Genomic DNA, 12,354 nt, shown 5'->3' on the forward strand with positions numbered 1-12,354 from the left:
ACATCCTCCTTGGCCCTTAAGCCGGTTGGTCTTCGGTCGCCTCAGCCTCTTCCGCAGGCTTGGCGATATCGGCCTCGGTGATCCAGCCGGCTTTGACGCGGGCCTGCATGATCATCGCTTCGGCGTCGTCACGCGAAATGTCGATGCCATCGAGTGCGCCGGCGTGCTTGGTCGGCTCGCTGCCTTCCTTGCGCTCGGTCCAGCCGACCAGATCGTCGGTGGCGCAGCCGGCGAGGTCGTCGACCGTCTTGATATCGTTCTCGCCGAACTTCACCAGCATCTTCGAGGTCACGCCGGGCACGTCCTTGAGCGCGTCATCGACGCCGAGCTCCTTGCGCCTGGCCTCGAGCTCGGCCTCCTGCTGCTCCAGGTATTCGCGGGCGCGGTTCTGGAGCTCCTGCGCGGTTTCCTCGTCGAAACCCTCGATGCTGGCAAGTTCCTTGACGTCCACCATTGCGAGTTCCTCGACCGAGGTGAAGCCTTCGGACGCCAGCAGCTGGCCGACCACTTCGTCGACGTTGAGCGATTCCATGAAGACGCGGGTGGAGTTCTCGAAGTCGGCCTGGCGGCGCTCCGATTCCTCCTGCTCGGTCAGGATGTCGATGTCCCAGCCGGTGAGCTGAGAGGCCAGACGCACGTTCTGGCCGCGGCGGCCGATCGCCAGCGAGAGCTGGTTGTTGGTGTCGGGCACCACGACCTCGATGCGCTCGCGGTCTTCGTCGATGACGACCTTGGAGACCTCGGCCGGCGCCAGCGCGTTGACCACGAAGGTCGCGATGTCGGGCGACCAGGGAATGATGTCGATCTTCTCGCCCTGCAGCTCGTTCACCACGGCCTGCACGCGCGAGCCGCGCATGCCGACGCAGGCGCCGACCGGATCGACCGAGGAATCGCGGGAAATCACGCCGATTTTCGCGCGCGAGCCGGGATCGCGTGCCACCGCCTTGATTTCGACGATGCCGTCATAGATCTCGGGCACTTCCTGCGCGAACAGTTTCGCCATGAACTGCGGATGAGTGCGGGAGAGGAAGATCTGCGGACCCCTCGTCTCGCGGCGAACGTCGAAGATGTAGGCGCGGACGCGGTCGCCGTTGCGGAACACTTCGCGCGGCAGCATCTCGTCGCGGCGGATGATGGCTTCGCCACGGCCGAGATCGACGATCACGCTGCCATATTCGACGCGCTTGACCACGCCGTTGACGATGTCGCCGATGCGGTCCTTGAATTCCTGATACTGCCGGTCGCGCTCGGCCTCGCGCACCTTCTGAACGATCACCTGCTTGGCCGATTGCGCGGCGATGCGGCCATATTCCAGCGGCGGCAGGGTGTCGGCGATGGTGTCGCCGACCTGGGCACCGGGATTGGCGCGTTGCGCGTCCACCAGCGAGATCTGGTTGGAGTGGTTCTCGACCTTGTCGACCACCAGCATGTGGCGCGACAGCCGCAATTCGCCCTTTTTCGGGTCGATCTCGGCATGAACGTCAGTCTCGCTGCCGTAACGGGCCCGCGCCGCCTTGGCGATGGCGTCCTCCATGGCCGCGATGACGATGCCGCGGTCGATGGATTTTTCGCGTGCGACGGCATCGGCGATCTGAAGCAATTCAAGTCGATTGGCGCTGACTGCCATGGCTAGTCTCCTTGGTCAGGCTCGGTCTCGCCGCGCCGCGCGCGGTCGGCGGCAAGGCGATGTTTCTTCGTGTTGGTCGGTGCCGGCTTCTTCTTCGGCTTGGTGTTCTTGGTAATCTTCTCACTGATGCTGGCGTGCGGCGCCGGCGGCGGCTCCAGCCCGAGATCACGGCGCATCTGGCGCTCCTGCGCCTTGCCGCGGCGCATGGATTCGGCGATCAGTTCGTCGGTCAGCACCAGCCGGGCCTCGCCGATATCCTCCATGGTCAGGAGAACGTCGGCATCGTCACCTGCCTTGGCATCGTCGCGGCGCAGATGCACGCGGTCGCCTTCGACGGCGCCGAGCGTGCCGCGGAAGCGCTTCCGCCCCTCATGTGCGACCGCCATCTCGATCTTCACCAGATGCCCGGAATAGCGCTCGAAATCGGAGCGGCGCACCAGCGGGCGATCGATTCCCGGCGAGGAGATCTCCAGCCGGTAGGCGCGATCGACGGGATCTGCGACGTCGAGCACGGGCGACAGTGCCCGCGAGATCGCCTCGCAATCCTCGATCTGCATCGAGCCGTCCGGCCGCTCGGCCATGATCTGCACGGTGCAGCCGGCCTCTCCGGAAATCCGGATCCGCACCAGGCGGTAGCCCATGCCTTGAAGCACAGGCGCTGCCACCGCGGACACCCGCGCCGCGACGCCAGGCTCGACCACGAGCCGCGGCTCGGCCAGCAATTCGGCATCCGTGGAACCAGGGTTCGGTTCGGTCATATCCAGGGTCGGGTCGCTCGATGGTTAAGGCTTGGTTACGATCTCAAAGCCTGCTTCGGAACTTTCCCGGCAACTCTCCGGGCCGCATCTTTCGCCAAGCCGCATTCAGGTAATAAAAAAGAGCGGGTCCTTTCGGGCCCACTCTCACTACGCGGATCGTATGAGAAGATGAATTGGCGCTGATATAGCCCTTTCTCCGCGCCCGGACAAGGCCCATTGCAGGGCTGAGGAGGCTTTTTGCGCCGTTCGGCCCGCCCACTGCGCAACGCTTCCTTCATCAAGCCGGCCTAAATTCCCCGATTGTGGGGCGGCTTGGACCAAGGGCGCACCCGCGGCGTGCCCCGTCGAGTTGCGTTTTCATGACCGTTGCCACGTCGCTCATTCCTGGACTGGACGATATCGTCAAGCGCGGCGATCCGCGGCGACGCGGCGAGATTGCGCGCGCGATCGCCCAGTTGTTCTTCCAGGATGCGGAGAAGCTCCGCCCCGAGTTGATCGATCTCTTCGACAATCTCCTGATCGATCTCGTTCCGCATGCCGAACTCGCCTCGCGCGCCGATCTGGCCGAGCGCTTCTCGCACCTGGACAACGCGCCGCCGCACCTCGTCAAACAGCTCGCCCGCGAAAACGAGATCATGGTGGCCGGTCCCGTGCTGCGCCGCTCGCCCGTGCTCGACGACGCAGCCCTTGTCGAGATCGCGCGCCTGAAAGGCCAGGGCCATCTCCTGGCGATGACGGAGCGCCCCGCTCTGTCTCCCGTCGTCACCGACGTGCTGGTCGAACGCGGCGATCGCGACGTGGTGCGCCGCGCCGCAGCCAATGCCGGTGCGGTGTTCTCATCATCGAGCTATTCCGAGATGATCAAGCGCGCGGCACGGGACGGCGTGCTGACGCTCAAGATCGGCCAGCGCGACGACCTTTCCGGCGAGAACCTGAAACAGCTGCTCGATGGAACGCTCGACGTCATCCGCCGGCGCCTCTCCAGCGTGGTCAATCCCGCGCGCAAGGCCGAGATCAAGCGCGCGATGGCGGCGATCGAGGAGGCCGCGCTGCCGCCGGGGCCGCGCCGCGATTTTTCCGCGGCACAGCGCACGGTGCTAACCCTGCATCGCGGGGGCCATCTCGGCGAGAGCGCGCTGCTCGGCTTCGCCAAGGCGCAGAAATACGAGGAATCGGTCGCATCGCTTTCGGCGATGTCCGGCGTTCGCCTCTCGATTCTCGACCGCCTGATCGCGGGCGACCGCTACGATCCGCTTCTGATCCTCGGTCGCGTGCTGAACCTCGGATGGCCCACGGTGCGCGCGCTCATCCTGCTCTGGTACGGCCCCCACCGCACCCCTGCCGACGCCGACATCGAGGCCGCGCGTCTGAACTACACGCGCCTGATGCCGACCACCGCCGAACGCGTCGTCAATTTCTGGCGCAACCGGCGGACGATTTAACTCATCTATCCCTGTCATTCCGGGGCGCGCAAAGCGCGAACCATGGTGCGCACTTGCGCACCTGAGAATCTCGTCGTTCCGGGTTCGATGCTGCGCATCGCCCCGGAACGACGATCAGTTTCTCCTGAAACGCAAATACGCCGCCTTGCGTCCTTCCCGCGCGGCCTTCCGGCCGTAGCGCGTCATGGTGTAGCCCGGCCATGGCTGGCGGAAATCATCAGCGCGTTCGGCGATCCAGACGAAGTCCTGCGAGCGCGCAAGATGCGACAATGTCCAGGCGCAGTAATCGTCGATGTCGCAGACGAAGCGGAATTCACCGCCTGGCTTCAGCACGCGCGCCATCGCGGCGATCGTCCGGTCCTGGACGAAGCGCCGCTTCCAGTGCCGCCGCTTCGGCCACGGATCGGGATGGATCAGGTCGATGCGCGACAGCGAATTCATCGGGAGCCAGGCCAGGAGCTCGGCGGCATCGCCCGCAAACAGGCGGATATTGCCGATGTTGGCGGCCTCGATCTGCGCCAGGATCTTTGCCATGCCGTTGACGTAGGGCTCGCAGCCGATGAAGCCGGTCGTGGGGAAGTTCTTCGCCTCCGCCGCAAGATGCTCGCCGCCGCCGAAGCCAATCTCGAGCCTGACGTCTTCGGCTGCGGGAGCGAATATCTCGCGGGCATCCGCGGGCGCTTCACGCTCGATGTCGAGTGCAAGATGCGGCAGCAATTGCTCGATCAGCTCGGCCTGATGTTGCCTGAGCTTGTGGCCCTTGCGGCGCCCGAAGAAGGCGCGCTCGCTGTCCTCGCGATCGGGATCTGATTTGCGCTCGCTCATCGCAGCGTCTGATACAGGCGATGGAGCAGCCGCGCACGCGGCGCGAGCGACGAGACGTAGAGCTGCTCATAATGGGTGTGCGCGCCCCTGCCGTCGACGCCGAGCCCGTCGAGCGTCGCGGTGTGCGCGGCAGTGAAATTGCCGTCCGAGCCGCCGCCGGTATGGGTGTCGATCAGTTCGAAGCCGAGCTCGGTGGCGAGCGTCTTCGCATGCTCATACAGCGAAGCGCCCGCATCGTTCTTCTCGTAAGGCGGCCGGTTGAGCTCGCCGGTGACCGCGACGGTGACGCCGTCGGTCTTCGACGTCAGGGCGAGAATCCTGCCGACGAACTCGTTTGCATCATCTAGGCTCGGCACGCGCAGATCGACTTCGGCGTAAGCCTCTTCCGGCGTGACGTTGGGGCGCGTGCCCCCGCGCACCACGCCGACATTGACGGTGATGCCGCGCGCCAGATCGTTCATCCCTTCCAGCGCCAGGATGACATTGCCGAGCTCGCGGATCGCGCTGCGGCCATCCTCGGGACGCGTGCCGGCATGCGCGGGCACTCCCTTGATGAACACCTTGAAGCGTCCGACGCCCTTGCGTGCGGTGACGATCCTGCCGCCGTCGCGCGCCGGCTCGGTCACCAGCACATATTTGGCCTTGCGCCCTTCCTTCTCAATCAGCGCACGTGACGTCGGGCTGCCGATCTCCTCGTCGGAGGTAAACAGGTGCGTGATGCCGAGCGGCGAACGGTCGCCGGCGGCGCAGAGCGCGCCAAAGGCGTGATGGGCGATGTAGGCGCCGCCCTTCATGTCGTAGATGCCGGGACCGAACGCGCTGTCGCCCTCGACCTTGAAAGGCAGGCGCTCGATGAAGCCGATAGGATGAACGGTATCGAGGTGGCTCAGCACCAGGATACCCGGTCGATCCTGCCCCCAATTCGTGCGCGCCACGAGATGATCGCCGCAGCCATCCACGCCGGCGACGCGCTCGAGCGTGACCGGCAGGTCGCGGTATTGCTCCGCAACCAAAGAGACCAGCTTGTTGACCTGTTCAGGCGCTTCCGTCGGCGTCTCGATTTCGACCCAGCGGCGGATGCCATCGAGGATGGTTTGGGAATCGAACCAATTGGAGCCGGTCATGGACGCATCTGTGCCTTTGAATCGCATCATCGAAGCGGGCGCGCACCAAAGCGCAGTCGCAAACGACGACATAGGCCAGATTCAGCGCAGCCTCAAATCACCATCGAGGTGTCGCGTCAGCGCTTGTCGGGACCCTCGCGGGCCGCGATCTGCTCGACGAGATCGACGATGGAGCGGCGCATCTTCGAATCGGTGATTCGCGTGAACGCCTTGGTCAAGGCGAGACCTTCGGAGGTCGCGAGAAAGTCCGAGACATAAGAGGGCGAGGCGCCTTCGCTGAAGCCGTCCGGACCGGGCACGCCGCTCGGGCCGCCCTCGAACAGGAACGACACGGGCACCTGGAGAATCTCGGCGATCTGCTGGATGCGGCTCGCGCCGACCCTGTTGGTGCCCTTCTCGTACTTCTGGATCTGCTGGAAAGTCAGGCCCAAAGCGTCACCGAGCTTCTCCTGGCTCATGCCCAACATGATGCGGCGCATGCGCACGCGACTGCCGACATATTTGTCAACAGGGTTGGGCGCTTTCGACATTTCCTCAGCCCTCCAAACATCACCTTCGGCGCAATCAACGAGAATGCCTCGGGTGCCAGCATCGTCAAATCAGACCCTCTTATTGGGAAACATTGCGGAGAAATTTAGCAATGCCAACTGTCTTTCGCAGCCGGTGCAGAATGAGGAGGCCGCCTGCAGTCTGTCAACCGTGGTACTACGGTTGTCAAAGGAATCCGGTCCCGCAGCGGTGAGGGTAGATCAGGGGGGCCGTTTGGCAACGCGTCGTCGTACCGCCACAATGACGGCGATCGCGACGAGCATCGCTGCGGGTATGTCGCCGACTCGCGCATAAAGAGTCGGCGCGATTGCCGCGGGCAGGCCTGAATCCAAAATGCCTTCGATCCCGAGTCCGAGGCTTGCAACGGTTCGTCCCATCGGGTCGACGACTGCCGAGACGCCGGTATTGGCGGAGCGGACCAGCGGCAATCCGAGTTCGATCGCGCGCATTCGCGACTGCTCCAGATGCTGGTAGGGACCGGTCGAGATGCCGAACCAGCCGTCGTTGGTGAGGTTCACGATCCAGCCCGGACGTTCGTTGCGTCCAGCCACTTCGCCGGGAAAGATGGCCTCGTAGCAGATCAGCGGCAGCGCGGGCGGCGCGCTGGCAACCGGCAGCGCGTGACGCACGGTACCGGGAATAAAGCCGCCGCGCACACGCGTCAGTTGCTCGAATCCGAGCTTCTCCATCAACGCTTGATAGGGCAGGAATTCTCCGAACGGCACCAAATGCACCTTGTCATACACTGCCAGGACGCTGCCGTCGTGATCGATCACGTAGATCGAGTTGTACGCGCGCGTGATCGGCGTGCCCCGCGGCAGGTCGGGCGCACGGACCGATCCCGTGATCAGCACGGTGCCCTTCGGCAGGAGGTCGGCGATCTGCGCCATCGCATCGGCTTCGCGGGTCAGGAAGAACGGAAAGGCGGATTCCGGCCAGATCAGGATGGTGGCATCGCGCACGCCGGTCGACTGCGGGCCGGAGGCGCGGTCCGACAGCGCCAGGTACTTCTTCATCACCTCCGCCTTGGCGGCGTAGTTGAATTTCGCATCCTGCTGGAGGTTCGGCTGCATCAGGCGCAGCTTGGCGCCGGCGACCATCATGGTCGGATGCAGTGACAGGCGGACTGCGCCGAAAATGCTCATGACAACCAGGATCGCGACGGCTGCCGCCGGCACACGCCATTGCAGGCGCCGGTCGGGGCTGCGGTCGATCAGAGTCGCGGGGCTTGCGAAGATCGCAACCGTCAGGAACGTCATGCCCCACAGGCCGATCAGTGACGCCGTCTGCGCCAGCGGCAGTGGCTCGGACAGCGCATAGCCAAACGCGTTCCAGGGAAAGCCGGTCAGCGCATGACCGCGCAACCATTCGCTGATGGTGAGGCTGGCTGCAAGCGCAAGCAAGCGCGTGGCATTCTTAGTCCAGAGCAGGCGTGCCAGCGCAAATCCGATCGCCGTGAAGATCGAGAGATAGGCCGGCAGGCCCAGCACGGCGAACGGCGTCAGCCAGGCGAACATGTCGGCGTCGACGAAGAAGGCGTAGCCGATCCAATAGAGGCCGGGCACGAAATAGCCGAGCCCGAACCAGTAGCCGGTCAACGCGGCGGCCGGGACGCCGCCATACCGGCCGGCCCCGGCGCCGTCGATCAACCAGACCAGCACCGGGAAGGTGACGAACAGCACCGGGAAGAGGTTGAACGGCGCCAGCGCCAGCACCGACAGCGCCCCGGCCGCCATGGCGATGACAGCACGCTGCCATCCCCAGGTGAGGATGATGGCAAGCGCAATCTGCCGAAATCGCTGCGATGGATTCACTGCGGGCCGGCCCCGTCGCTCGGCGGCGGCGTGGGCGTATCGCTGGCCGATGGCTGTCCGCTCTCCGGCGTGGCCTCACGGCGCCGGGTCTCGCGCGGCGTGCGCGGCGCCGGACGCTCCTTCCGCGTCGAGATGCGCAGCCGTTTGACGCGACGCGGATCGGCATCGAGCACCTCGACCTCGTAAGTGCCGGGACCCGAGATCACCTCGCCGCGCACCGGCAGGCGTCCGACGAAGCTGACGAGATAGCCGCCCAGCGTCTCCACTTCCTCGCCGGCTTCGCCCGTGACGAAATCTTCGCCGATCACCGAGCGAACGTCGTCGAGGCTGGCACGGGCGTCGGCGATGAAGGCGTTGTCGGGCAGCCGCACGATCGAGGGCGGCTCGTCGCTGTCATGCTCGTCGTCGATCTCGCCGACGATCTGCTCGACGATGTCCTCGAGCGAGACCAGCCCGTCGCTGCCGCCATATTCGTCGACCACCAAGGCAAGATGGATGCGCGTGGCCTGCATCTGTGCGAGCAGGTCGATCGCCCGCATCGACGGTGGTACGTAGAGCAGCTTGCGGATGATGCGCGCCTCATCAAGCGGCAGCGCGAGATCGACGGCGCGGAGGTCGAGCCCGGCCGGCAGCGGCTTCTTGCGCTTGGTCTTGGCGGCTTCCGGCACCCGCGCGCGTGCGGTCATGAAGGCGAGCAGGTCGCGGATGTGGACGATGCCGACGGGATCGTCGAGCGTCTCGTTGTAGACGACGAGACGCGAATGACCGGCGCTCTCGAAACGGTCCATCAATTCCCCGAGCGGGATGTCGCGCTTCACTGCGATGATGTCGGCGCGATGCACCATGACGTCGGCGATGCGGCGCTCGTGCAGGCCGAGGATGTTGCGCAGCATGGTGCGCTCGACCGCGGAGAAGCCGGTATCGTCGGGCGTAGATGCGTCGAGCACGACCTGGAGGTCGTCGCGGACCGATCCCGCCTTCCAGCCGAACAGCGTTCGGATAGCGCGCACGAGCCAGCCTTCGGAAGCCGGGCGCATCACCTCGCCATGGGCCACGACGGCGGGCAGGTTGCGCGTGTTGCGCGGGTTGTCCTGGACTGGATCGGAATCCGGCATCTCAGTGCGTCCCATCGCGGTCGGCATAGGGGTCGGGGATGCCCAGATGGGCCAGGATCTGCGTCTCCAGCGCTTCCATCTCCTCGGCGTCGCCGTCGTTCTCGTGGTCGTAGCCGATCAGGTGCAGGAAGCCGTGCACGGCGAGGTGGCTCAGATGGTGGTCGAACAGCTTGTGTTCCTCGTCCGCCTCGCGCCGCATGGTCTCGTAGGCGATCGCGATGTCGCCGAGCATGCGCGGCGCATCGTCCGGCTTCCGGCCGCCCTCCGGCTGGAGCGCGGGGAACGACAGCACGTTGGTCGGCTTGTCGATGCCGCGCCAGTTGCTGTTGAGGGTGCGGATGCCGGCGTCATCGGTCAGCATCACGGCCACTTCCGCATCCGCAACGTCTTCGTCGACGCTCTCGGCGGCGGCCGCCACCGCGCGCTGGATCACGGCTTCGGAATCGGGTTCGCGCTGCCAGCAATCGGCGACGACGAGGACCTCGGTCATGGGAAGGTTCGGATGGGACATTGTGCTGTCTGGGACGAAAGACGCCGTGTTCGCGCCTTCGCGTCCGGTGTTGCCTCGTCAGGATTGACCGGTTGCCGGCCGCTGCGGCGGCCCTTCGTAGGCGGCCACGATCCGCGCCACGAGTTCGTGGCGGATCACGTCCTCGGCCTTGAAATGAACCTGGGCAATCCCCTCGACGCCGTTCAAGAGCCGGGTCGCTTCGGCCAGACCCGAGGTCTGGCCGTTCGGCAGGTCGATCTGCGAGGGATCGCCCGTCACGATCATGCGGCTGTTCTCGCCGAGACGCGTCAAGAACATCTTCATCTGCATCGACGTCGTGTTCTGGGCCTCGTCCAGGATGATGGCGGCGTTGGTGAGCGTGCGGCCGCGCATGAAGGCGAGCGGCGCGATCTCGATCTCGCCGGTCTGGAGCGCACGCTCGACGATGCGCGCATCCATGAGGTCATAGAGCGCATCGTAGATCGGCCGAAGATAAGGGTCGACCTTCTCCCGGAGATCGCCGGGCAGGAAGCCGAGCCGCTCGCCGGCTTCCACCGCCGGACGCGACAGGATGATCTTGTCGACCTCCTTGCGCTCGAACAGCTGCGCGGCATGTGCAACCGCGAGCCAGGTCTTGCCGGTGCCGGCGGGGCCGATGCCGAACACGAGCTCGTGGCGCTTCAGCGCGCGGATGTAGGAATCCTGCGCGGCCGTGCGCGCGCGCACCGGCCGCTTGCGCAGGTTGATGCTGTCGAAGGTCGATTTCGCCGACTTGGCGTCGAACTCGAAGAGCGAACCCTGCGCGATCACGGCGCGGATCGCGCCTTCGACTTCACCCTGGTCGAGATCATGGCCCTTCACGGCCTGTGCGTAGAGCATCTCCAGCACGCGGCGCGCGGCATCGCAGCCGTCGCGGGTGCCGCCGATGGTGATGTGGTTGCCCTTGGAATCGACGACCACCCCGAGCCGCCGCTCGATCTGCGCGAGGTGCTGGCCGTAGGGGCCGACCAGGGCGGACGCGGCGCGGTTGTCGTCGAAATCGATGACGACCTGGGTCTCGGGCGGAACTTGCATGTCGCGGTCAAACTTGCGGCTGGGAGCGAACGAAGACGAATCCGATGCGCTTTTGGGCAAGGGTTCAGGCTCCACTGGCTTGCGATAAAGCGGGCTCGCGCGCGCCACGCGGCGTTACGAGCTCGCCGAGAAAGCTGTAGCGTTCGAGGCTGTCGATCCGGACTGGCAGGATCTTCCCGATGATGTCGGGCGAGGCCATCACATGGGCGGGCTGGAGGTAAGCGGTGCGGCCGACGATCTGGCCCTCCTTGCGGGCCGGACGCTCGAACAGCACATCGACCGTCGAGCCAATCGCAGCCTTGTTGAAGGCCGATTGCTGGCTGTCGATCAGTTCCTGGAGCCGCTCCAATCGCTGGTCCATCTCGGCGGGGGACACCGTCTCCTGCATGTCCGCGGCCGGCGTTCCCGGTCGGGCGGAATATTTGAACGAATAAGCCGCAGCGTAGCCGATTTGCGTGACAAGCGCGAGGGTGGCGAGAAAATCTTGCTCGCTCTCGCCGGGGAAGCCCACGATAAAATCTGATGAAAAAGCAATGTCTTGGCGGGCGGCGCGGAAACGGTCGATGACCCCGAGGTAATCATCGGCGGTATGTTTGCGGTTCATGGCGGCCAGAATCCGGTCCGAGCCCGACTGCACGGGCAGGTGCACGAACGGCATCAGCTCGCCGAGATCGCGGTGCGCTGCGATCAAGCTGTCATCGACGTCGCGCGGATGGCTGGTCGAATAGCGCAGCCGCGCAATGCCGGGAATCGTCGCCAGATGCTCGAGCAATCGGCCCAGGGGCCAGCTTTTCCCGTCAGGCCCCTCGCCGTGATAGGCATTGACGTTCTGCCCGATCAGCGTGAGCTCGCGTACGCCGTTGTCGGCGAGCCGCTTCACGTCATCGACGATCTTTGCCACCGGGCGCGAGACTTCGGCGCCGCGGGTATAGGGCACGACGCAGAAGGTGCAGAACTTGTCGCAGCCTTCCTGCACCGTGACGAAGGCGGAAATGCCGCGCGCGCGGATCGCGTCGGGTTTTGGCTGGGCCAGGAAGCCGAACTTGTCCTCGGCAGGAAATTCGGTCTCGATCGCGCGGCCGCCATGGCCGGCGCGTTTCAAAAGCGCCGGCAGGTGATGATAGCTCTGCGGTCCGACCACGACGTCGACGACGGGCGCGCGGCGCACGATCTCCTCGCCCTCGGCCTGGGCCACGCAGCCCGCGACGGCGATCTGCATCGCGCGGCCCGCGCGCGCAGCCTCGTCCTTGGCGACGCGCAGGCGGCCGAGTTCGGAATAGACCTTTTCGGAGGCCTTCTCGCGAATATGGCAGGTGTTGAGGATGACAAGGTCGGCGTCCTCAGCGCTGGCCGTCTCCACGAATCCTTCTGGAGCCAGCGTGTCCACCATGCGCTGGGCATCGTAGACGTTCATCTGGCAACCATATGATTTGATGTGCAGCTTGCGCGGCGGCGTCATGGAACCCGAAAATGGAGATGGAGGACGGCCCTCAGATATAGGCTGGAGAGGCGAAAATCCAGCGAATGGGGGGGCCT

General features: G+C 65.3%; 11 protein-coding genes. 1 reads left to right on the forward strand and 10 read right to left on the reverse strand.

The features are described 5' to 3' along the window. Positions 1-16 precede the first annotated feature (16 nt). Both nusA and rimP read right to left on the reverse strand, forming a co-directional pair. The gene (nusA, locus tag ACYCVF_RS17860) at positions 17-1,627 is read right to left on the reverse strand and encodes a transcription termination factor NusA (RefSeq protein ID WP_459598440.1); all 1,611 of its coding nucleotides are present in this window, start codon (positions 1,625-1,627) and stop codon (positions 17-19) included. A gap of 2 nt (positions 1,628-1,629) precedes the next feature. Beyond that, positions 1,630-2,385, reverse strand: a complete 756-nt coding sequence (rimP, locus tag ACYCVF_RS17865) for a ribosome maturation factor RimP (protein WP_459598442.1) — start codon at positions 2,383-2,385, stop codon at positions 1,630-1,632. Positions 2,386-2,744: 359 nt separating this feature from the next. Between rimP and ACYCVF_RS17870 the strand changes: the two genes are divergently transcribed. Then, complete coding sequence (locus ACYCVF_RS17870) at positions 2,745-3,827, forward strand: DUF2336 domain-containing protein (RefSeq protein WP_459598444.1); 1,083 nt, start codon at positions 2,745-2,747, stop codon at positions 3,825-3,827. Between the two features lie 114 nt (positions 3,828-3,941). Here the strand turns inward: ACYCVF_RS17870 and trmB are convergent, their stop codons facing one another. The 8 genes from trmB to miaB form a co-directional block, all read right to left on the reverse strand. Next, complete coding sequence (gene trmB, locus ACYCVF_RS17875) at positions 3,942-4,652, reverse strand: tRNA (guanosine(46)-N7)-methyltransferase TrmB (RefSeq protein WP_459598446.1); 711 nt, start codon at positions 4,650-4,652, stop codon at positions 3,942-3,944. Continuing rightward, the gene (locus ACYCVF_RS17880; RefSeq protein ID WP_459598448.1) at positions 4,649-5,806 is read right to left on the reverse strand and encodes a M20 family metallopeptidase; all 1,158 of its coding nucleotides are present in this window, start codon (positions 5,804-5,806) and stop codon (positions 4,649-4,651) included. The genes trmB and ACYCVF_RS17880 overlap by 4 nt, the downstream gene beginning before the upstream one ends. A gap of 86 nt (positions 5,807-5,892) precedes the next feature. After that, positions 5,893-6,306 (reverse strand): helix-turn-helix domain-containing protein, encoded by a 414-nt coding sequence (locus ACYCVF_RS17885; protein WP_028133651.1) that lies wholly within the window; start codon positions 6,304-6,306, stop codon positions 5,893-5,895. A 219-nt stretch (positions 6,307-6,525) separates the two neighbouring features. Next, positions 6,526-8,139 carry an apolipoprotein N-acyltransferase gene (gene lnt, locus ACYCVF_RS17890; protein WP_459598450.1) on the reverse strand — a complete coding sequence of 538 codons (1,614 nt, stop codon included), beginning with the start codon at positions 8,137-8,139 and terminating at the stop codon, positions 6,526-6,528. Then, positions 8,136-9,254, reverse strand: coding sequence for a hemolysin family protein (locus ACYCVF_RS17895; RefSeq protein ID WP_459598452.1), 1,119 nt, complete (start codon positions 9,252-9,254; stop codon positions 8,136-8,138). The genes lnt and ACYCVF_RS17895 overlap by 4 nt, the downstream gene beginning before the upstream one ends. 1 nt (position 9,255) lies before the next feature. Beyond that, on the reverse strand, positions 9,256-9,744 hold the full coding sequence (ybeY, locus tag ACYCVF_RS17900; protein WP_459598454.1) for an rRNA maturation RNase YbeY: 489 nt from the start codon (positions 9,742-9,744) through the stop codon (positions 9,256-9,258). Between the two features lie 78 nt (positions 9,745-9,822). After that, positions 9,823-10,818 carry a PhoH family protein gene (locus ACYCVF_RS17905; protein ID WP_459598456.1) on the reverse strand — a complete coding sequence of 332 codons (996 nt, stop codon included), beginning with the start codon at positions 10,816-10,818 and terminating at the stop codon, positions 9,823-9,825. Positions 10,819-10,882: 64 nt separating this feature from the next. Continuing rightward, the gene (gene miaB, locus ACYCVF_RS17910; protein ID WP_459598458.1) at positions 10,883-12,277 is read right to left on the reverse strand and encodes a tRNA (N6-isopentenyl adenosine(37)-C2)-methylthiotransferase MiaB; all 1,395 of its coding nucleotides are present in this window, start codon (positions 12,275-12,277) and stop codon (positions 10,883-10,885) included. Positions 12,278-12,354 lie beyond the last annotated feature (77 nt).

The organism is Bradyrhizobium cedriense (assembly GCF_054602315.1).

Excerpts from the sequence above, each read along its gene's own strand:
- nusA (WP_459598440.1), bottom strand. The coding sequence starts at position 1,627 with ATGGCAGTCAGCGCCAATCGACTTGAATTGCTTCAGATCGCCGATGCC.
- rimP (WP_459598442.1), bottom strand. The coding sequence starts at position 2,385 with ATGACCGAACCGAACCCTGGTTCCACGGATGCCGAATTGCTGGCCGAG.
- ACYCVF_RS17870 (WP_459598444.1), top strand. The coding sequence starts at position 2,745 with ATGACCGTTGCCACGTCGCTCATTCCTGGACTGGACGATATCGTCAAG.
- trmB (WP_459598446.1), bottom strand. The coding sequence starts at position 4,652 with ATGAGCGAGCGCAAATCAGATCCCGATCGCGAGGACAGCGAGCGCGCC.
- ACYCVF_RS17880 (WP_459598448.1), bottom strand. The coding sequence starts at position 5,806 with ATGATGCGATTCAAAGGCACAGATGCGTCCATGACCGGCTCCAATTGG.
- ACYCVF_RS17885 (WP_028133651.1), bottom strand. The coding sequence starts at position 6,306 with ATGTCGAAAGCGCCCAACCCTGTTGACAAATATGTCGGCAGTCGCGTG.
- ACYCVF_RS17895 (WP_459598452.1), bottom strand. The coding sequence starts at position 9,254 with ATGCCGGATTCCGATCCAGTCCAGGACAACCCGCGCAACACGCGCAAC.
- ybeY (WP_459598454.1), bottom strand. The coding sequence starts at position 9,744 with ATGACCGAGGTCCTCGTCGTCGCCGATTGCTGGCAGCGCGAACCCGAT.
- ACYCVF_RS17905 (WP_459598456.1), bottom strand. The coding sequence starts at position 10,818 with ATGCAAGTTCCGCCCGAGACCCAGGTCGTCATCGATTTCGACGACAAC.
- miaB (WP_459598458.1), bottom strand. The coding sequence starts at position 12,277 with ATGACGCCGCCGCGCAAGCTGCACATCAAATCATATGGTTGCCAGATG.